Below are 21,544 nucleotides of genomic sequence, written 5' to 3' on the forward strand. Positions count from 1 at the left end.
TCAATTTGAATATGTTGAAGTCTAGAAGAAAGACGACCGATGAGGGGTTTGCTTTACCTATTGCCATCGGCTTTGGGTTAATCATGGTGCTGGTCGCCCTGACTTTAAGCATTAAATCCAGGGACGATCAAGTCTCAGCTGTTTCTCAAAAGCAAACAACCGCAAGTGCCACTGTTGCTGAAGGTGGAATATCTCGAACCCTTGGGTTCTTAAATCATAACTATCACATGCTGCTGAGATTGAATTATGACCCAAACAGTCTCTTAGGATCGGATAGTCCTGATGAATGGTCATCTCTTGCTAAACCCCCTCCCTGTTTCACCGGGGTGAATAATCTTTTGACTGGCAAGATCCCGACTACGGCATCAGCCAACACCTATACCGTTGAAGCTTATCGCTACAGTGATCCAGATGGAATATCGAATTCCGGGGATGAAACTGGAACAGTAATTGTCAAGGGACATCCACCGAATTCATCTGCAGTATCGCGAATTCAGCAGACGATGAATATCTCTCAATCTTCTTCCCTGGCCAGCTTCCCAGGATTGATGGCTCAAGATATTACATTAGGGAATAATGACGTCTTGGGGGCAATTTCAGGAAATGTAATTTGCACAGATGCGATTAACTGTGCAGTGCCTGTGAGTGAATGTGTCAATGGTCAACCTACTGATAATGGTTTACGCGATGCCATTGATGCTCTCAATAATGGTGTAGTCCAGGGGCAAATTTACGTTCGTGAAGTGATATGGCCTCCTGTTCCTGTTATTCCTTCAGGTGCAATTGCTATATCCATTAGTGGAGCAACTAGCTTTCCTCGCACCGGAGATACAGTTGGTGCTGATGGTGCTTATCACTATGAAGTCAATGACATCACTCTAAGCGGTAGTGATCAGGTGACGGTTGATACTACCTCAGCACCCATTTATTTTTATGTCACGGGTGATATCGATATGAGCGGTCAAGCCACATTGGCCCACACCTGTTCAGGCACCGCCCATAATTGTGGCACCTATGGGAGTGGTTTAGGTAGCCCAGAGCGGTTCCGTATTTATGGCAATGCTGATGATGGGGATAGCTTCTCTGATCAGGATTTCACATTCAATGGCGGGGCAACCGCCACCAATGTTTTCATTCATGCCCCAGATACTCGTATGGGAATTAATGGCGGCAGTAGCAATCCGGATATACGGGGTGCCATTTGGGTCAGAGAGTGGGATGGCTCAAGCTCCAACACTGCTGAAATTACGGTGCCCAATGCTATGAAGCAACTGCTAACAGATTCTGGCGTTGTGGTTACCTCCGCGTCCCATAAAACGTCTGCAGCAACCAGTTGGAATCGCTTAGAAGCAACTCCGTAATAAGCGACCCTATGGGTCTATTTATAGAATTCTCATCCCTTAGGCTCACAGCTAGGAAGACTTCAGTGATCATAAGAACACACAAAAAATCTCATGAACAAGGATTTACCTTAGTTGAAGTTGCAGTTGCCATGTTGGTTATGGCAATTTTTATTGGGACTGCAATGCAAGGTTTGGTTCTCTCAACAACATTCAAGGTACGCGCCAAACAGTTGACTGCAGCCAATAACTGGATTCAGCAAGACTTAGAAGATGTCAAAGCTGTAGCGAGTGATGTGGGCCAAGTGCCCCTCACTTCAGCATTGCTTTATGCTGATGCACTTCCAGGGGATACAACAATTCAGGTTACTCAACTAGGATTTAGGCCAGGCGATTCTATTGTGATTGGTACAGAGACGAACAGTAACGTCATAACCAATCTGCAAATTCAAACTGACCCCATCACTGGCACAAATTATTTAGAAGTCACCTTACTCAATCCTTTAGCCTATAACCAAAAAGCGGACTCCACAGCCCTCGTATTGGCAAGATGCCGATCTCATCTGGCTACCGGAGGTTTCGCCGCCTATCTTGATGAATCGCTACCTGCAGTCAAATCAGAAATGGACAACAGTAGCACGCCTAAATCCGGGCAAAAAACTATCTTAGGCCAAGAATTCACCCTGCAAAGGACAACCTCCGTTCGGCCAGCAGAGCCCTATCAAATTTTGGAAGTTACTTATAACGTCACTGATGAAAATTTGGAGACAGTAGCCCAAGCCAATTCAGAGGTGGTACCTAATGCGTTCTTTGCCTGTCCATAGTGAACAAGGGTTCACCCAGCTCGAAATCGTCATTGTTGTGGTAGTGATGGGTATCTTAGGGGCGGTTGCAGCACCCAGCTTTCTAAATTGGGTTAACACCCGAAAGCTTGAAGTAGGCTTAGCTGAACTGGAAGGGGCACTCATCGAAGGCCAAAACCAAGCGATTCGTCAGAGTAAGACTTGCACCATTAACCTGCCGACAGGGAGCAGTCCTGTATTGAGCAGTTCACCTACAGATTGTCTACGCACTGGCAACCGAACGCTAGAAGGGCTTCAACTCAGACATTCACTAGCCACTCCCTCCCTCAGTTTTGACTTTAAAGGGCGAGTTCCCTCTTCTTTAACGGCAGAACAAACCATCGTTCTGTCTATCGCCAATGAAACCAATACTCCTTCAAAGTGTTTAGTGATTGCCCCTGGCATTGGATTGATCCGAGTGGGGAAATATATAGGCACACCCACGACAACATTGGCCAGCAACTGCAAAACCTCTACACTATGATTTCTAAAATTTCAGAAGTTGTGACTGGCCATATTCCACATCGTTGCCAACATCAGGGCATTAATCAGGTCTCTAATACATCAGAGAATGCCAGTAATCAAGGGTTTACATTGGTTGAGCTGTTGGTCGGAATGGTAGTGACCAGTATCTTCCTTGTTTTTGCAGGGTCGGGACTGATTTCCATTTTGCAAAGCCATCGTCAGTCAGAGGCTGAGGTGGATCAGCATACTAAATTAAACCGTGCCATAAACTTTATCGCTGACGATATTAGAGAGGCCAAGGTAGTTTCTACCACTGCACCATCAGGTTGGACGGTTCCTGCCGACTATAGTGCTATTCTCTACCTCACTAAACCAGATAATTCAACGGTTGCTTACTACGCATTTGATACATCTTCGGGATCAAACTGGCAGGGACCACAAGTGATTTACCGATCAACAGTCTCTAATACTGCCGGAAATCCATTAGTTGATCGAGTGTCTAATGCTTCTCCAGGATGTTCTGGTTCAGGGACGTCGGGGTTTGAAGTATCGCCTTCTTCCCTGACACCGAGCACGCGATCCGTTCGGTTATGCCTGCTGGGAGATTTGCCGAACGGTTCAACTCAACTTGTGCAATATACTGCGACCCTCAGAAGTAATGATGTGCCATCCTCTCCATAACAAGGGTGAATAAGAGAAATGTGGCGAATAATACTTATTCTACATTTCTTATACACAAGAATTTTTTTCGAAGACATTATATTAAACATCTATATTTCATAATAGATTCATAGGCAGGTAATAATGCATTGGCTAGATATACTATTTGAATGATATGAGCATAAAATTATAAATATTTTCGATCACTCAATAATATTTTTTTGAAATTTAAAATAACAACAATTAATTAATTTCTCGATTAATATGTCAAATTGCAGCTATTCTAAAATCTTGCATAAATAAGAAATATAATTAAAATTTTTCAAGAACAACCATAGTAAACCAGAAATTAATGTCTACTGATTATTGATAAATCTTGTGTGTTTTGTATCACCTCAATTCTACAAGAATTGAGGTGATTTCTTTTGTTAAAAATTATATTAGATTAATATCAAGACACTGTCAGTGATAAATGTTTTATAAAGCTTCACGAGGTATTGCATGAGATATAGTGAAAGTCATGGAATAACCTATCTGACTGAACCCCAAGAATTTTTGCAGCATGTATTATTGTTCGTTTGAGATATTTTAAGAACTAAAAAGTAGATTTTTTATATATTATTATTAGATAAAAATTGCTTGTGATATGTCAGATAAAGAAAAATAATTCGATCCAGAACAAGACTGATATTAATATCCAGTCTTGGTATTTTATTTATCTCATCTTTAGCTAATAAATTAGTATTTCTACTAATCAAATCTTAGAACGGTGCCGCAGTAAGAATCTTAGGGAATTAGAGAATAATATAAGTTTTTCTTATTGAGAAAACTCTTGACATTGAAGGTAACTACAACGATTAGTCTATATTTAAGTTCGAGTCAAAAACTAATAACTCTTTTGCCACACTGACTAGATGAATTGCATCGGATATTAAATACTCACCCTAGAGTATAAAGTCCATCTCAATCATCATCACAACAACAGTTTTCAAAAGACCGCTAACACAAATTTGACAATTTCTTTGGATGCTTTTGGCAAGCATCCATTTTTAAGAACCCATCAGCCATTCGATCAAAGTGATGGTTACTGGCTTCACAATTCATAGTTTTCATCTACATATTAGGAGTAACATCATGGCCAAGCCCACAACTAAAGGAAACAAAGGAAACGCAAAGCTTGGTATGGGGCAGCCCGATGTTTTAGACCTAACATCTAACCAAGGTAATTTGGGTTTGGCTTCTGATCCAGTTCCCTCACAAAGCAGTACCGGGATAGATACTTCCAATACTGCGCCTACAACCCTATTTTCTGGAAAGGGGAAGGGATTAGGCTTAGGGAATGGATTTACTCCTCCTGGACTCGACAAGCCCAAGCCTGAGAACTGGCAACGAGGTCTCAATATCAAAGGCAAAGGTTGGGAAAAGAACTTTGGAGATGGTGTCACCGTTGATGATGATCTCAATACTGGGATTCATCCCGATTCTAAAGCCAACTGGAGCATGGTCTTTAATGATGAGTTCAACGGAACCGAGCTAGATCGCACCAAGTGGGACACCGAATACTACTACGGCAGCCGCACTAACTCCTTCAATAACGAATTGCAATATTACACCGATGCTGGCAACTTCGAATTCAATGACGGCGTGATGTCCATTGTTGCCAAAGAAGAAACCGTTGAAGGAGAAACCTGGTTTGACTCCGGTAAAACCTTTGACTACACTTCTGGCATGATCTCAGGCCACGACAGCCTCTCTTTTACCTATGGTCACTTTGAAATTAGTGGTCAATCTCCTACCGGACAGGGACTATGGCCAGCTTTTTGGATGTTGCCTGAATCCGGTGAATGGCCCCCCGAAATTGACATCATGGAAATCTTGGGAGATGACACCAGCACGGCCTATACCACTGTTCACTACCAAGATCCCTCCCAAGCAGGTAATCACGGCATGGAAGGAAGCTGGTTTAGTGGGATCGACTTTGCCGATGGCATGCACACCTTTGCGGTGGACTGGCAACCTGGAGAACTGACTTGGTTCATCGATGGCATGGAAGTGTTCAATACAACTGAGAACGTTCCTGACCAACCCATGTATATGCTGGCTAACTTGGCTGTGGGTGGTAACTGGCCCGGTTCTCCGGATGAAACTACCGAGTTTCCTAGCAGCTTTGATATTGACCATATCCGGGTCTACCAAGATTCAACCTCTACTGAAAGTGGTCTAACAGGCGGATCTGCTGATGACATGCTTTCCCGTGTAGGTGAAGGTTTTCTAGAAGGGCAAGGTGGTAATGATACTTTGGTGGGCGGAACTGGCTCTAACCGCTTAGTGGGTGGAACAGGTAACGATACCCTGATTGATTTAGAAGGGTATGACATCTTCACCGGTGGAATCGGCAATGACCTGTTTGTTTTAGGAGATGCCAGCGGTTCAGCTTATGACTCTCCTTTCTATGATGGGTATGCTGTTTTGACCGACTTCAATGCTGCTGAAGATATGATTCAGCTCAGCGGCAATGCAAACAAATATAGTTTGGGGGCAGCTTCCGAGGGTGATGTCTCGGGTGCAGGACTCTATCGTGGTAATGACTTGATTGCCATTGTTGAAAATACAACTGTCGAATCCCTTGACCTGGATGCCTCCTACATTAGCTATGTGTAATTTAGAGTGAGCATAAACAAAGTCCAAATATTGCCTGGTCGATATTTGGACTTTGTCTTTTGAAGGATATTGTGAAATCAAACGAGCGGTCTGATCAGACCGCTTTTGAGCTTATTTTTGCTGCGTATTGCTTACTTCCGTTTAAGACTAGTAGGTAAAGTTGAACCAAAAAATTTGCTTAGGAAGCTTGTTGCTGCCAAAATCTTTCCGCGTAACCGATTAGTCTTAATAGAGTATTGGTACAAAACACTGTATGTTTGCAAGACACCTAAGGAAGGGGAGTCCGAGTCTTAGCTGCAAGCTCGTCACCTTTACCCTTATCACAAATCTAGAAGTAACACTCCCGCTGGTTCAAGTGGGTAATCTGCCTACCTCCTCCGGTTCTCAAATTCAAACCTGATAAAGACTTGTTGTGATTAACCCTAAGCAACAAACCGTAGTACTGCCAACACGCTCGATTTTGGGGGATTTTTTCCGCCAAACTCGAACGCGCATTTTGCTGTTGTATGTTGTGCTGATGGGGCTATTCACAGGACTCGCTATTCCCCTATTTCAGGCGTTGATAACAGCACAGGTCTCTCTGCGAGTGCGCAATGATTTGAGCGAAGCCCATGAAATTTTTCATACAGCCTATATGAATTGGGAACGACTGCCCAATCAAACATTGGAAGATTTAGAGACCTTCGCAGATGATTTTTTAGTCAATCAACTCCCGGAGGACGATAACTTTTTTATCTTTATTATTGGGGGAGACTTATACCACTCCAATCCCCCTCAATTACTCCAGCCCATGCGACCTGGGTCTGAACTTTATGAGCAGTGGCTCGATATTACTCAGTTCACTCGGGGAGAGCAGGTCACAGATAATCCCAAGATTGGGACCGTTCTCTATAAAGCCGAACCGCTGATTGTAGATGGTGACCCACTCGGCGTGATGGTTCTTGCCCATGCAACAGCGGGAGAACAGCATGAGGCTTTAGCAAGCGTCTATACCTTTATGTTAATGGAGGGAGTTGTCGTGCTGATCTCCTTACTCTTGGCTTGGTTTGTGACGGGGCGATTGTTTGAACCTGTGCGAGAACTTGCGATCGCAGCGCGTAACATCAATGAGACCGATTTAACCCAGCGCTTATCTCCTCAAGGCTCGGGAGAATTAGCAGACCTGTCTCAAATCTTTAACGCCATGATGGACCGACTCGAACATAGTTTTAATAGTCAGCGTCGCTTCGTCAATGATGCTGGCCATGAACTACGGACCCCAATTACGATTGTCCGAGGGCATTTGGAATTAATGGGGAAAGATCCGAAGGAACAGGAGGAAACGATTGAACTGGTGATGGATGAGCTGGATCGAATGAGCCGCCTAGTTAAGGATATGATTACCCTGACCCAGTCGGAACATCCAGATTTTCTCCAATATGAAATGATTGATCTGAGGCAGTTGGCTCATGATCTATTGACGAAAGCGCAAGCCTTGGCAGAACGTGACTGGCAATTGAATCTAGATTGCTCTGGTTCCATGATGGGCGATCGCCAACGGCTAACCGGAGCGTTACTGAATTTACTGAGAAATGCTGCTCAACATACCCCACCAACCGGGACGATTGAATTGGGCTGTCAGCAAACCCTCACTCAAGTCATTTTTTGGGTACGAGATAACGGATCGGGTATGTCCCCAGAGGAACAACTGCGAATTTTTGACCGATTTGCTCGATTAGGCAAACGCCAATCAGATGGATCGGGTTTAGGGCTGGCTATTGTGAAAGCGTTTACCAAAGCTCACCGAGGAAAAATTGATTTGGTAAGCCAACCCGGTGTCGGATCTACCTTTAGAATTACGCTACCCCTCTCCGCCCAAAACAGCACTGAGATGTAATGGCATAGAGTATTGCCAAAAGCCCAAAAACTGCATTAATGGGAGCTTTCGAAGAAGCTACAGAGTAAGCGAGTTAGGCGAGGCTACAATTTTTATGCAAGAGGTGTGGGCTGGCCCCATAACCTGCTTTCGGTTTCTCTTGGTATATATTTTGAGCTTTTTTCAAAAACGAGCATGGAGGGATTCGAACCCCCGACCCTCAGAACCGGAATCTGATGCTCTATCCACTGAGCTACATGCCCCCATTGGGGTAGATTACAAAATCTACCCGCCAGTATAGCGTTTATGGGTTGTTGCCATAACCACAAGACTTGAATTTTAGCCGAATCCTTTGCTGCGGCTGCTGGCAACGGTGGCTAAGCAGTTTTCGATTTGCGATCGCAACTTGTCATGATCTAAATCCTGGCCAATGAGTACCAGCTGATTTTTGGGCTCTCCTCTCCAGTCCTCATCATCGAGGGAGAAGCGCTTACCACTTAAGTGAAAGACGTGACGCTTTTCGCTTTCATCGAACCACAGAATTCCTTTGGCTCGGAAAACGTTGAGGGGTAGTTGTTCATCCAGGAACTTTTGAAACTTGCGCACTGAGAAGGGGCGATCGCTCTGGAATGAGAGGGATGTAAACCCATCGTTATCTAAGTGATGGGAGTGATCATGATCATGCTCGCAATTGCTGTGGTCATGGTCGTGATGATCATGGTCATGATGGTCGTGGCTATGGTCATCACTGTGGCCGTGGTCATGGCCGTGTTCGTGGTCGTGCTCATCATCAAAGTACTTATCGGATTCAAATAGCCCGACACTCAAAATCAGGGGTAGGGAAACCTGACTTTTCGTGGTTCTAATGATCCGAGCGCCTTCTCGCATTTCCCGAACGCGCACTTCTAGCAGATCTAAATCCGCTTCATCCACCAGATCAGCTTTGTTAAGCAAGATAATATCGCCATAGGCAATCTGACTTTGGGCCGCTTCGCTATTAAACAGATCCAAACTAAAGTTTTCAGAATCGACCATGGTGACAATTGAATCTAAGCGAGTCACATCTCGCAAGTCAGTGCCCAAAAAAGTCAAAGCAACAGGTAAAGGATCAGCTAACCCAGTAGTTTCGACCACCAGATAATCAATCTTGTCGGACCGCTCCAGAACCTTATAAACGGCTTCTACCAAATCGTTGTTGATGGTGCAGCAGATACAGCCATTGCTCAGCTCTACCATGTCTTCGCCAGTGGAGATCAGGAGATCGTTATCAATGCCAATCTCGCCAAATTCATTGACCAAAACAGCCGTTTTTAGACCTTCCTGATTGGAAAGAATGTGATTCAATAGCGTCGTTTTGCCGCTGCCCAAAAAGCCCGTGATAATGGTGACGGGTAACCCGCGCTTTTCAGCCTTCAAGGTCTGAGTGGGGTCCGAAGTTGTTGTGGTCATAATCTTGCTCAGAGATGCAGCCGCTGAAGAATATACAAAATAGGGTAGCCCCTACCCCTCATACTAAAGGATGGCACTCCGGGAAAGTGCTAAATTTTTCTAAGGCCGTTCAGTCACTCGATCTGGAATCACGGCCACCGACTGCCAAACCGGTAACAAGTCGTTTTGTAAGACTTCTAACCAAGTGGGCCAATGCTGATCGATATGGGCAAGGGTGGCCTGTTTCATCTGGGCTAGCTGATCTGGGTCATGATACAGGGTTGCGATCGCACCCGCCCACGTCTCTGGCAGATCATCTTCAATGACGACGCCATCTTCCCCAGACGCCTGCACTGACTGGTACGCTCCGCCATGACTGGAAATAATCACAGGCAACCCAGATGCCTTTGCTTCCACAATCACATTGCCGATGGTCTCCGTTTGGGAGGGGAACACAAACAGATCCGCACTAGCAAATATGGGACCTAGCTGATCATGGTCAATCGTACCTGTTAGGGTCACATGGTCTCCAAGGATAGCCTGCACCGCTTGATCGCTACTGCCCTGACCGACGACGAGGGCATGAACGGGTAGACCCTGATCGAGAAGAATTTTGACCGCTTGGGCAAAGGTGAGGATATTTTTGCAGGCATCTAAGCGCCCCACAAATAACAGCAGAAATTTTCCAGGAGGTAGGCTATAGGTTTGTTCTAGCCCAGGGCGATCGCGATGGTGGGGATGAAATAAATCCTTATCGATGCCTCGACGGAGGTGAGAAATGTGTGACTGGGGCAAAACGCCATTCACTACCCCAAAGTCAGAGGGCTGAGCCGTCAACACATGTGCACAAGACTGCCAGTAGCGCTTTTGCCGAGCCACCATCAACTGCTTATACCGCCGGGGGATTTGCAGCTGTTGGGAGAGTAAATGGTTGAACCATCCCTGGCCAAACAGTTTTTCCAGGGCCTGTTCCGTATAGATGCGGGAATATTCCGGTGTATCGGTATGAATCGAAGCGATCAGGGGTTTGCCCTGTTGCTGGCAATATCGTTTGGCCGTCTTCCCAAAAGTGAACTGAGGATGGGTGATATGGACAATATCCAGCTGATCTAAATAGGGAATCAGGGAAGGATTCGAGGGGGCAATATCTGTATGACCGGGCACATCCTTGAGGAAGGTCAGACGCTCAGTACTAAACCGAGGGGGATGTAAGACATAGCGAACGTTGGGCGCGAGTTCGATGTCCCGTTCTTGATCACCCAAGAAATGCAGACTTAACTCTAGCTCTTCCGGCAACGTGGCGGCAGCTTTGGCAAAGGATTCCCAGCATTTCACATGCCCACCTGCGGCTTGGTGCCATCTCAAGTCTATAAAGACCCCAACCGAAACCATATCTCATCCTTTAACTGATCGTGATCACAGAATATCGAGAGGCATTCCCCAATAATGACGTTGCTTACGGACTGAATAAATGGCTGCAAACCGAGCCAGAATGCAATTTAAAACTAACGTTTGGCGCTTCAAGGAGCAGAACTGCCATAATATCTATCCCGACTGGATAAATCAACTGCAACCGATCCAGGATCGTCCACCAGGTAAAGCTGGTTTTTGATACGCTATGGTTGCTTCAGTGATCTGGACGCTTGAGGGATGGACCTCAATTGATGTTTCTAACCGAAGAAACTTCCCTGTGACTGCATCTTAAATGAGGAGTGAAACCATGCAGAAAACCCTATTTTTGAGTCCCCCCTCTTTTGATGGATTTGACGGTGGGGCTGGGGCTCGATATCAGGCCAAGCGAGAAATTACCTCTTTTTGGTATCCCACCTGGCTTGCCCAACCGGCAGCCTTGGTACCCGGAAGTAAGCTGATTGACGCGCCTCCCCATGAACAAACTGTTGAGGATGTGCTCAAGGTCGCCAAAGATTATGATCTGGTGATTATGCATACCAGCACTCCCTCTTTAGCCAACGATGTTAAATGTGCGGAAGAGATTAAGGCCCAAAAGCCTGGTACTCAGGTAGGTTTTATTGGCGCTCACGTCGCAGTTTTACCAGAAGAAACCCTGCGGGATAACCCCATCATTGATTTTGTCTGTCGCAGCGAATTTGACTATACATGCAAAGATGTGGCCGAAGGCAAACCCCTTTCAGAGATTAAGGGGCTGAGCTATCGTGACCCGGATAATCAAATTCAACATAATCCAGAACGGGACTTAATCCACGATTGGGATGCGATGCCCAGTGTTCTTCCCGTTTATAATCGCGACCTGGATATCAAAAAGTATTTCATCGGCTATCTCCTTCATCCCTACATTTCCTTTTATACCGGGCGGGGCTGCCCCGCTAAATGCTCCTTCTGTCTGTGGCCCCAAACCATCGGTGGCCATAATTATCGAGCCAAAAGTCCCGAGGCCGTGGGCAAAGAAATGGAGCAGGCCAAATCTCTGTTTGGGGATACGGTGCGGGAATATATGTTTGATGATGATACGTTCACGATTGATAAACCCCGTGCGATCGCAATTAGTGAACATCTCAAACGCCTTAAGCTCACCTGGAGCTGCAACGCTCGGGCCAACCTCGACTACGACACCCTCAAGCAATTGCGAGACAACGGACTCCGCCTATTGCTGGTAGGTTTCGAGTCTGGGAATCAGGACGTTCTAGACGGCATCAACAAGGGCATCAAACTGGAAGTGGCCCGTAAGTTTATGGCCAACTGCCGCAAACTCGGTATCACCGTCCACGGCACCTTTATTATTGGCCTTCCCAACGAAAGTCAAGAAACCATCGAAGAAACGATTCGGTTTGCCTGTGAGGTGAGCCCTCATACCATTCAAGTTTCGATTGCAGCTCCCTATCCCGGTACAGCCCTTTATGCCCAGGCTCAAGAGAATAACTGGTTTAGCGATACGTCTCTATTAGCAGAGTCAGGGATTCAAACCTCCACCTTGGCCTATCCCAACCTCTCTAGTGCAGCGATTGAGGATGCAGTAGAACGCATGTATCGTCGCTTCTATTTCCGGCCCCAAGCCATTATTCCGATTGTGGGTGAAATGCTGGGAGATCCGCAAATGTTGGTCCGCCGCCTACGGGAAGGGCGGGAGTTCTTTGCTTATTTGAAGGAGCGACAAACCGGCGCAGCAGCTAAAGCTTAAGGTTGTCCCCTGGAGGGTTGAGTGGCCTTCTCCATAGAACTTCCCTCCCGCCCAGGAGGGGGGAGTTAGGGATTTTAGAAACAATGAAATTCAACGTCAGTTAGGGAACCATCTAATACACATTGAAATCATTGGGGGTTATGCAAGTGATGATTAATTTGGGTAGCAGAGAACATAAGCAACTATTCTGTCGCAGCTTTCTGGACACTTCTTTAGATTACGAACCCGAGAATTTACCCTGGCCGAACCTCGATTCAGTCTCCTTAAAGCGATTGCGGGGAATCCCTTTTTGGCGGGAAGCGCTTTTAACGGAGAGTGAAGCCGGGGTGATGGTGAGTGCTTTTGCCGAAACGATTTCTGATCCCCTGATCAAAGAAGCCGTTGCCCTCCAAGGTCGAGAAGAGCGTCGCCATGCCCGTTTATTACAGCATCTGATTGAGCGGTATGACATTGAAGTGTCGCCTTTACCTGAAATCACCGTTCCCGAACAGATGGAAACGGCATTCACTGATTTTGGTTTTGGGGAATGTCTGGATTCCTACTTTGCCTTTGGCATGTTTGATTTAGCCCGCCAAGCCCAGTACATGCCGGAGAGCATGTTCAAAATTTTCGATCCGATTTTGGATGAAGAAGCCCGCCATATTGTTTTCTTCGTGAATTGGGTGACCTATCTGCAGATCCAACAGGGCTGGAACCTAGAAGAACTACGCAGTATGAGAGCGTTCTGGCACTATGGCAAGGCCTTGAAAACTTTAATTCAAGCCTTTGGCAGCAATGGGAATCAGCAGGAAGGGAAACCTTTTACCGCCTCTGAAGCAGGACATTTTATGGACGATTTGACGGCCAATCAGTTCTTTAAGACCTGCTTGGATGCCAACCACCAACGCATGGAACGGTTTGATGAGCAATTGCTTCAGCCTCTATTGATGCCTCGGTTATCCAAACTGGCCTTGACCTGTCTGCGTCTATGGCCCAGCCGCAATCCAGTCCCATCGTTACAGGGAGGCTAAGATGCCAAATGAGATTAGGGTAGGGTTGCCATGACATCCCCACGATATGTAATTGTCAATGGCGATGACTTTGGGTTTTCCCACGGGGTCAATGAAGGTATTATTCAGGCCCATACCGAAGGCATTCTCACCAGTACCAGCTTGATGGTGACGGGGGAGGCAGTTGAAGAAGCGGTTGACCTGGCCAAACAGCATCCGAGTCTGGGGGTGGGTCTCCATGTCGTTTTGGGCTGTGGCAAAGCCGCCCTGCCGCCTGATCAAATTCCTCATCTAGTGGATGAGCAGGGGCGGTTTCCAGATAATCCGGCCCAGGCAGGTTGGCGATACTACTTCAATCAGGCCGCTCGGCAAGAGCTGTATCAAGAAATTGAGGCCCAACTGCAGCATTTCCTCGCCACAGGCTTGCCCCTATCCCATGTGGATGGGCATTTGCACCATCATGCTAATCCCGCAGTCCTGGACGTCTTGATGGCTTTGGCACCGAAATATAACATCCCCATTATCCGGCTTCCCCATGAGGAGTTGACCTATACCTTGAAAGCAGATTCCCAGGGCTGGCTAGGGAAGGGACTGGGCTGGTCCGTGTTTCGGCTGCTGCGCCATCATGGGGAGCAGGTGCTGACCGCCCAAGGGATACGGTATGCTGAGCGGGTCTACGGGCTATTGCAATCCGGTTCAGTGACAGAGTCCTATCTGTTGGGGTTAATTCCCCAAATTCAGGCCAATGTCATAGAGCTATATGCCCATCCTGCGATCCCATATCCCCACGAACCGATCAATGGGCCTGAAGGAGCGGGAGAGCGGGAGCTGGCGGCGTTGCTGAGTCAGTCTGTGAAAGCCCAGCTTCAATCTAGTGGATTTCAATTAACCAATTATCCTGAACTCATCGCTTCAGCTGCATTTTGATCAATTTCCTACTTATTGTCTTCCTCATCTCCACTCAAGTGCTCGGTGATATTTGGCTGAGTCGGGGAATGAAAGTATTTGGTGAGATCACGTCTTACCATCCCGAGGCATTAGGGCAGCTAGTCGGCTATTTATTCACCAGCCCTTGGATTGGGATGGGGGTCGTCACCCTCACCATCTCTATGCTCATTTATCTCGTTTCCCTCACCCGACTAGATATGAGCTTCGTGCTGCCCATGCACGCTTTTAGCTATGTTCTCAATGCCCTCATGGCTTGGCTGATCTTAAAGGAGCCGGTCTCTTTGGCCCGTTGGTTAGCGGCGATTTTTATCTCCTTGGGGGTGTTTATTGTGGGCTGGAGTAAGCGCATTGACGATCGCAAGGCTCAGTCACCGCAAGAATCCGATCCCAATATAAAATCCTCCTTGCTGCTGCTGCTTCCCTTGAGTTTCTCCTTACCTAAGATGTGGCTGGGAGTATTGGTGTTGGTGTTGGCCGACTGTACTGCGGATATCTTGGTGGCCCGTGGTGTCAAGAAAATTGGCACATTTTCAGCCCGCTCTCTGACATCAATTTTGCGATGGTTGAAGAGTGTATTTATGAATCCAGGGGTACTGATCGGGGTTGCGAGCTATACCGTGTCGTTTCTGATGTTTATTTCGCTCCTGAGTTGGGCGGATATTAGCTTGGTTCGCCCTGCCACGGGTTTAGGCTACATTATCAATCTCTGTGGTGCCCACTTTATTCTTAAGGAGCATATTTCTCCGGGACGGTTAGCTGGCATTATTGTCATTGGTTGGGGTGTGGGCATAATCTCTTTAACGGGTTAGGCCCCTGTTTCCATGTTGGGTGTATGACTGCTTATCTTCCTTGGCTGATCTTTCCGTTTTGCTGTACGGCGGTATTGTATTACTGCTATGCCATCTATGCGACGGTCGATTTTTTTCGGCAATCCCAACCTTTTGATCCTGATTTCCACCCTGCCGTTACCATCCTCAAACCCCTGTGCGGTGTGGATGTGAATACCTATGAGAATTTAGCGTCCTTCTGTCAGCAGGATTACTCCGAATATCAAGTTATTTTTAGCGTGCGGGAGGCCACGGATCCGAGTTTGCCGATTGTGGAGCAGCTGATTCAGGCTTTCCCTGGTGTGGATATTGAGTTAGTGGTTTGCGATCGCACTATTGGTACCAACCTCAAAGTCAGCAACCTTGCCAATGCTGTGGAACAGGCCAAGCATGACGTGATTGTGCTGGCAGACTGCGACATTCTGGTCCAATCTGATTATTTACAACACATTGTCCAACCCTTGGCAAACCCCCAGGTGGGCGTAGTGACGTGTCTCTATAATTCTTGGGCCAAAGGGTGGCTAGCCGGATTTGAAGCCTTGGGGATTGCTACCCGCAACCATGCCAATGTACTCGCAGCCCATAAGTTGGAAGGTATGCATTTTGCCTTTGGCTCGACCATTGTGATTCGTCACGCTGCCTTGGCCAAAATTGGAGGTTTTGCGGCATTAGCAGATCACCTGGCTGATGATTTCCACATGGGGAATTTACCCACTCAAGTAGGCTATCAAGTTGTTTTGTCCCCCTATATCGTGGAGCATCAACTGGCGACCACGAATCTATCTGAGTTCTTTCATCGTCAAGCCCGCTGGGCTAGGTGCATTCGGGTAGAACGATTTTGGGGCTATGTGGGATTACTGTTTACCTTTGGCACCACAAGCGGAGTCTTTTTTCTGTTGGCGACTCAAGGGTCAATTTTGGGGTGGTCAGTTCTGGTAATCATGCTAGCGAGCCGCTGGCTAATGGCTTGGGTGATTGCGATTTACTATTTCCATGACCGGGTGGCTCAGAGATTATGGTGGCTGGTTCCCCTGCGGGATTTAGTCAATTTTGCTATTTGGGGGTATGGAATGGTAGGGACAACGGTGGAATGGCGTGGATATCGATATAAGCTCCGCAAAAATGGCAAGCTTTCCCAAATTATCCCATCTGGATAGTCTTCTTCTTGATCACCTTGCAACTCAACGATAAAACGTGCCCCTGCTAGCCATCAAAACTAGCAGGGGCTTTAATTTTTGGGTGATCAATCAGCGCTTTTACACGTATTGGAAAGCATCAATCCGGGCGGGTGACCTGAATATTTGATTGACTAGGATATTGGGCGTTTTGATTAGAATTAAAGACGTTAAAGACTAAAACAACGCAATAAGCAAAAATTAGAGTTAATTCGATGGTTACTAGTTTCCAGATCTGCATATTCCCCCCTAAGATAGACAAGGTTTGACAAGATTTATCTAGGATAACGCAAATAAAAAAAATAATGATTACTAAATTCTTAAAAAAGAAATAGTGTATCAGTTGATGCAATTTTTATTATTCTGAAAACAATGACTGCTATAGCTTTTGTTTATTTATCAGAAGTATAAAGACGTTGCACCATTAGTCTTTTTTGAAAGAATAAAATCTATTTTAATTGTTATTTAGCCTAGAAAAAAACAGTGACGAAAAAAGATGCTTCTAGTAAATGGTGTGGATATTAGCGCTTCAGTGAACTTTATCTATAATTGTTTTAATTTTATTGAATATATTAGTATTTACTCTGAATTGATTAGGAAGAGTGTTCCCCTCTTTGGCAGAGATGTATCACAAGCCTGACTTGGCTCTAGAAATGAGCATTGTAGTGATCACCCTAGAATCCCCTGAGACACTAGCTTTGATACTTTACAGTCTAGAAAATACAAGATATGAAGTTCCATGCCAGTGTGAGTTAAAACCCCTGAAAGGCTGATTTTGTAGAGGAATCCAATTTTTTAGTGATAGAAGAGGTTCTTAGCTTTGCCAGACTATGGTCGTATAGAGCCCAATATAGAGAGGCTACATACCATTCTCCAGAAGAGATCAACCTTATGTAAGAAATGAATTTATGCTGCGTTTTAAAGGGAGAATGATTGAGATATAGCAGCTACGAACTAGAAAATCTTTGGAATCGAGGATTTAAGCTAATTTAGAGCTATTCACTTGCCTGTTTGATGCTGGGTACTTTAAATTCTGATATTGGGATGATGAGCTGAGATGATCTCAAAGGATTGAAGAGAAATGAGAAATCATCATTATTGGCAGGTAAGAAGATTGAGCCGAGATGGATTCTCCACCTGTTATATACCCCATGCAGCCATCCATCAGTAAATAAACTGCTACGAGGCCTACTGCAGACACAGCCACAAGTACCCCGGCAAAAATGAGAGACTTCTCACTAGAGTGGTGAGCCATCTTCATTAATTGCAAGGACCACATCACAAGTCCAATAGCACCGACAAGCAGAATAATCATAACTTTACTTATTTTAATAAAATTAAAGACTAATCCACCACAAAAATGCAGGATTACAGGTTGATTTAAGAATCAGCTTTGGCGAATGGGAATTTGGTGATCCTGCAAATGCGCTTTTATTTCAGCAATTGAGAGTTGTCCATAATGAAGCAGTGATGCTAGTAAAGCCGCTTCAGCCTTACCGTCTGTTAAGGCTTCTCGAATGTGTTCGCAGGTGCCAGCCCCACCAGAAGCAATCACTGGAATCTCGACTTGCTCGGCAATGGTACGAGTTAATTCCAGGTCATATCCGGCTTGGGTGCCATCACCATCCATGCTGGTGACTAAGAGTTCCCCTGCACCCCGTTCTTCCATTTCTTTAGCCCAGGCGATCGCATCTAACCCTGTGTTGTCGCGACCTCCACGAACAAAGACGTCCCAGCCGGCATTGCCGTCGGTGCGCCGGCGGGCGTCTATGGCTATGACAATACATTGGCGACCAAACCGTTCGCTTGCTTGATTAACAAAGTCGGGATTGCGGACAGCGAAGGAATTGAGGCTGACTTTATCTGCTCCTGCCCGTAACAGTTTTTTAATGGTTTCTAAGGATTGGATTCCACCTCCTACGGTTAGGGGGATAAATACTGCTTCAGCGGTACGGTACACCACGTCAAAGATAATGCTGCGATCTTCATGGGTGGCGGTGATGTCTAGAAACACTAACTCATCGGCCCCAGCCTCGTTATAGATTTGGGCGAGTTCAACAGGGTCTCCAGCATCCTTCAGGTTGACGAAGTTCACCCCTTTGACGACTCGTCCAGCTTTAACGTCTAAACAAGGCAAAATTCGCTTGGCTAGCATGGTGCTTACTCTTTCAATTGGATATGACAGGAATGTTCTATGGGCTTGGACTTCTAAGCCAAGTATTATCCTAAGCTACTGAGTCATATTTGTTGATTCGAGTGATTCCACAGGCCAGAGATGCCAATGCACTGACCCCTTTTGGGGCCAGTTTTGGAATGGACCTGGAAATCGAGGGGAATTGTTGATGGGAGTTCCCCAAAAGTCTTGACTAGGAAGGGGCAAGGTGGGGATGGCTAACTGGGGAAACACGGCAGGATCGGCTACATCTAAATTGGGCGTTGATACACCTAATGTGATGGCGCCCTGGGCAATGGCACCATTAACTACTTCACCCCCCTGAATCAAAGGCGCAATGCTATTTGTGTCATTTCCTGTGAGCTGCTGCCACCAAGGTAAAGGTAAAGCGAGGGTCTGGCTCCACTGGTCAAAATTGGGCTGCTCTGCCTTGGGTAGTTGGCCTGTTTCAAAAGCTTTTTTTAACGTAGCGACGATGCGTTCTCGTTTTACAAATTTAGAACGGTGGTTCCACACAAATTGTTGAGGTGCTTGGCCTGCCCACTGCCAAAGAGTGCCATTAATTAGCAAATTGTAGTCAGATTTGTTATCAATTTCGGGTTCCATGGGGTACGGCAGGCTCATATGGCCGCGATAGTTATCAACAAGAACATTGCCGTAAATCCGTTGCCCCCTTGTACCCGCTTGTTCAGGGGTGCCATCTGCTTTGGCGTATCGACGGTCGGTAACGGTTCGCATATATATGCCAAAGTGAGTGTTGGCCTGTAACCAGTTGTGGGCAAGAGTGACGCCGCTGGCATCGTGGGTGTAGATGCCTTCTCCTAATTTTGTAAATGCAACTACGTTGTTATCAACCAAGATGGGGCCGCCTCCCAATTCCACGAATATGCCAGCCCCTTGATTACCCAACACGAGATTGCGACTGACACGGGCATTTCGATAGACGTTATCGACCCAAATGCCAAAACACTCATTGTTGCGCAGGACATTGCCAATAATTTGACCATCCACAAATCCGTGAACTTTGATGCCCCCTGTTTCTGGAGCTGTAAAACCTAAGCGATTGTTGCGTTCAATCACGTTGTAGGCAATTAAGGATTCTGTTTGTTTCCAGCCCGCGATCCCCCCTGCGCCGTTGTCCGTAACCCGATTATTTCGAATAACGTGATACCCCACGCCCTCTGGGATCGGTTGCTCTAAACCATCGATGTCATAGCGTCCTTCGCTACCACTATCAATCCCCAGGCTTTTGGCAAAGCGAACCGTGTTGTTTTCAATGAGCCAATGGTGTCCGGAGCGGGTGCTCAAAATTCCTGCTTGAGGAGATTGACTACGCCAAAACCCGCTGGGAAAGGGGTTAGCCCCATGCTCCATAACAAATCCCTTGACATGGATATAGCCTAGTCCACGAATTTTGGGGGCAAAGACGGCTCGACGGGTGCTGACTTCTAAAAAAGGAGGCTTTGATACGGGATAAGCCTGGTCTAGGTGAACCCTAAGCCAACGTTTTTGAGGATCGAAATACCAAGCTCCAGGTTGGGCAGTCAGGGTTTTCTGATCTAGAACTTGGCGTAGGGGCAGACTTTGGCAAAAAACTTGACCGCGTAAATACCCCTCTGGCATCCGCTCAAGTTGCTTTGTGAATGGATCCGGGTCTGGAAATAGTTGCTTGGGCAAGGGGCCTTCCCAATAAGCAGATGAGGTCGTTGAGGCATCGGCTGATACCGGGGTTGCTGACCAAACCTCTGACCCTCGGAGGACGACGGTTTCTCCTGGTACAGCTTCATAGACAATCGGTTGATCCGGGTTTCCGCTTCGAGGAGGAATGACACGCTCTCGGTAAATCCCGGCATGGACCAGGATGGTGTCACCGGGCTGAGCCTGTTGTGCTGCGGCATTGATGGTTCGAAAGGGCTTATTTTCTGTTCCAGGGTTGCGATCTGAGGCAGAGGACTGTTGCTGGGCAACGACAAGCGGATGATTCGATTCTGCTCGAAGGGTCCATGGGCTGAGTCCCCAAAGACAGATTGCCAGGAGGAAGGACAGCAAAATCAACGGAAGTTTGTTGTAGCGCATAGTTCAAGGGTGAATGACTAAACCGATATGCCTCCTTCGATCCTATGCAAAAAAGAGGGTATTGAGTTTGCTATTTGGCTGAGGAAAGCCGTTCAACAAGACTTGCAACACTTGTTGGAATCGCAAAATAATAAAATGTGAGTGAAATTGAATTTTGCGATCGCATATGCAAATCCACCGACTACCTGCCTTTTCTGATAACTATATTTTTGTTCTCCATGATCCAGAGCAGAATATCGCTGCTGTGGTTGATCCAGCTGATCCTCAGCCCGTTCTCAAGAAATTGGACGATTGGGGAGCTGAATTGGTGGCGATCTTTAACACCCATCACCATTCGGATCATGTGGGGGGCAATCGGAAACTCCTCCAGGCTTTTCCAAACGCTGTGGTCTATGGGGGAGAACAGGATCGAGGTCGGATTCCCGGACAGCAGCACTTTCTAAAACAGGGCGATCAGGTCTCTTTTGCCAATCGCACGGCTGACGTGTACTTTGTCCCTGGCCATACCCGTGCCCATATTGCCTATTACTTTCCCCCGTCTTCAGGAGAAGAAGGGGGTGAACTATTTTGTGGCGATACCTTGTTTGCAGGGGGATGTGGACGTTTGTTTGAAGGTACCCCAGCTCAGATGGTGGATTCACTAAGTAAGCTGCGCAATTTACCTGAGAGCACCCGAGTTTGGTGCGCCCATGAATATACCCTCAAAAATTTGCAGTTTGCTCTCACGGTTGATGGAGACAATTCACACCTAAAAAATCGCTATAAACAGGTGCAAGATGCTCGCTGTCAATCCCAACCGACGGTTCCTTCAGACATTGGTCTGGAAAAACAAACCAATCCCTTTCTGCGGTGGGATCAGCCCCATTTAATAACCCATACAAAAAGCAATACCCCGGTCCAGTGTTTTGCACGGTTACGGGGTATGAAAGATCAGTTTTAATAGGTGTA

General features: G+C 46.5%; 17 protein-coding genes and 1 tRNA gene. 12 read left to right on the top strand and 6 right to left on the bottom strand.

Features of this window, described 5'->3' with window-relative positions:
• Positions 1-11: 11 nt before the first annotated feature.
• The 6 genes from I1H34_RS11620 to I1H34_RS11645 all read left to right on the top strand — a co-directional run bounded on the left by I1H34_RS11620 (position 12) and on the right by I1H34_RS11645 (position 7,844).
• Positions 12-1,361, top strand: a complete 1,350-nt coding sequence (locus tag I1H34_RS11620) for a hypothetical protein (protein WP_212665760.1) — start codon at positions 12-14, stop codon at positions 1,359-1,361.
• Positions 1,362-1,372: 11 nt separating this feature from the next.
• Positions 1,373-2,164, top strand: a complete 792-nt coding sequence (locus I1H34_RS11625; RefSeq protein ID WP_249370024.1) for a type IV pilus modification PilV family protein — start codon at positions 1,373-1,375, stop codon at positions 2,162-2,164.
• Positions 2,142-2,666, top strand: coding sequence for a pilus assembly FimT family protein (locus tag I1H34_RS11630; protein ID WP_212665762.1), 525 nt, complete (start codon positions 2,142-2,144; stop codon positions 2,664-2,666). Before I1H34_RS11625 ends, I1H34_RS11630 begins: the two co-directional genes overlap by 23 nt.
• A complete protein-coding gene (locus I1H34_RS11635) occupies positions 2,663-3,328 on the top strand; it encodes a PulJ/GspJ family protein (protein WP_212665763.1) in 666 nt (221 codons plus the stop codon). Before I1H34_RS11630 ends, I1H34_RS11635 begins: the two co-directional genes overlap by 4 nt.
• 1,113 nt (positions 3,329-4,441) lie before the next feature.
• The gene (locus tag I1H34_RS11640) at positions 4,442-5,968 is read left to right on the top strand and encodes a family 16 glycosylhydrolase (protein WP_212665764.1); all 1,527 of its coding nucleotides are present in this window, start codon (positions 4,442-4,444) and stop codon (positions 5,966-5,968) included.
• 412 nt (positions 5,969-6,380) lie between these two features.
• Positions 6,381-7,844, top strand: a complete 1,464-nt coding sequence (locus I1H34_RS11645; RefSeq protein ID WP_212665765.1) for a HAMP domain-containing sensor histidine kinase — start codon at positions 6,381-6,383, stop codon at positions 7,842-7,844.
• 169 nt (positions 7,845-8,013) lie between these two features.
• On the opposite strand, the gene I1H34_RS11650 is transcribed toward I1H34_RS11645, so the two are convergent.
• The 3 genes from I1H34_RS11650 to I1H34_RS11660 form a co-directional block, all read right to left on the bottom strand.
• Positions 8,014-8,086: transfer RNA gene (locus I1H34_RS11650), tRNA-Arg, on the bottom strand.
• A 76-nt stretch (positions 8,087-8,162) separates the two neighbouring features.
• Positions 8,163-9,272 (bottom strand): CobW family GTP-binding protein, encoded by a 1,110-nt coding sequence (locus tag I1H34_RS11655; protein ID WP_212665766.1) that lies wholly within the window; start codon positions 9,270-9,272, stop codon positions 8,163-8,165.
• A gap of 99 nt (positions 9,273-9,371) precedes the next feature.
• Positions 9,372-10,643, bottom strand: coding sequence for a glycosyltransferase (locus I1H34_RS11660; protein ID WP_212665767.1), 1,272 nt, complete (start codon positions 10,641-10,643; stop codon positions 9,372-9,374).
• A 328-nt stretch (positions 10,644-10,971) separates the two neighbouring features.
• Here I1H34_RS11660 and hpnJ point away from each other — a divergent pair, with 328 nt between their 5' ends.
• The 5 genes from hpnJ (at position 10,972) to hpnI (ending at position 16,329) form a co-directional block, all read left to right on the top strand.
• Positions 10,972-12,408 (top strand): hopanoid biosynthesis associated radical SAM protein HpnJ, encoded by a 1,437-nt coding sequence (hpnJ, locus tag I1H34_RS11665; RefSeq protein WP_212665768.1) that lies wholly within the window; start codon positions 10,972-10,974, stop codon positions 12,406-12,408.
• Between the two features lie 140 nt (positions 12,409-12,548).
• Positions 12,549-13,418, top strand: coding sequence for a ferritin-like domain-containing protein (locus I1H34_RS11670; RefSeq protein ID WP_212665769.1), 870 nt, complete (start codon positions 12,549-12,551; stop codon positions 13,416-13,418).
• Between the two features lie 30 nt (positions 13,419-13,448).
• Positions 13,449-14,324: a hopanoid biosynthesis-associated protein HpnK gene (hpnK, locus tag I1H34_RS11675; protein ID WP_212665770.1), complete on the top strand. Its 876-nt coding sequence runs from the start codon at positions 13,449-13,451 to the stop codon at positions 14,322-14,324.
• Positions 14,325-14,392: 68 nt separating this feature from the next.
• Complete coding sequence (locus I1H34_RS11680; protein ID WP_249370026.1) at positions 14,393-15,154, top strand: EamA family transporter; 762 nt, start codon at positions 14,393-14,395, stop codon at positions 15,152-15,154.
• A gap of 23 nt (positions 15,155-15,177) precedes the next feature.
• On the top strand, positions 15,178-16,329 hold the full coding sequence (gene hpnI / locus I1H34_RS11685) for a bacteriohopanetetrol glucosamine biosynthesis glycosyltransferase HpnI (RefSeq protein WP_212665772.1): 1,152 nt from the start codon (positions 15,178-15,180) through the stop codon (positions 16,327-16,329).
• A 1,081-nt stretch (positions 16,330-17,410) separates the two neighbouring features.
• Here the strand turns inward: hpnI and I1H34_RS11690 are convergent.
• The 3 genes from I1H34_RS11690 to I1H34_RS11700 all read right to left on the bottom strand — a co-directional run bounded on the left by I1H34_RS11690 (position 17,411) and on the right by I1H34_RS11700 (position 20,596).
• Complete coding sequence (locus tag I1H34_RS11690; RefSeq protein WP_212665773.1) at positions 17,411-17,662, bottom strand: hypothetical protein; 252 nt, start codon at positions 17,660-17,662, stop codon at positions 17,411-17,413.
• 72 nt (positions 17,663-17,734) lie between these two features.
• Positions 17,735-18,502: an imidazole glycerol phosphate synthase subunit HisF gene (gene hisF / locus I1H34_RS11695; RefSeq protein ID WP_212665774.1), complete on the bottom strand. Its 768-nt coding sequence runs from the start codon at positions 18,500-18,502 to the stop codon at positions 17,735-17,737.
• Between the two features lie 75 nt (positions 18,503-18,577).
• Positions 18,578-20,596 (bottom strand): right-handed parallel beta-helix repeat-containing protein, encoded by a 2,019-nt coding sequence (locus tag I1H34_RS11700; protein WP_212665775.1) that lies wholly within the window; start codon positions 20,594-20,596, stop codon positions 18,578-18,580.
• Positions 20,597-20,762: 166 nt separating this feature from the next.
• Between I1H34_RS11700 and gloB the strand changes: the two genes are divergently transcribed.
• On the top strand, positions 20,763-21,536 hold the full coding sequence (gene gloB / locus I1H34_RS11705; RefSeq protein ID WP_212665776.1) for a hydroxyacylglutathione hydrolase: 774 nt from the start codon (positions 20,763-20,765) through the stop codon (positions 21,534-21,536).
• Positions 21,537-21,544: the final 8 nt, after the last annotated feature.

This window comes from Acaryochloris marina S15 (assembly GCF_018336915.1).
Classification (GTDB): domain Bacteria; phylum Cyanobacteriota; class Cyanobacteriia; order Thermosynechococcales; family Thermosynechococcaceae; genus Acaryochloris; species Acaryochloris marina_A.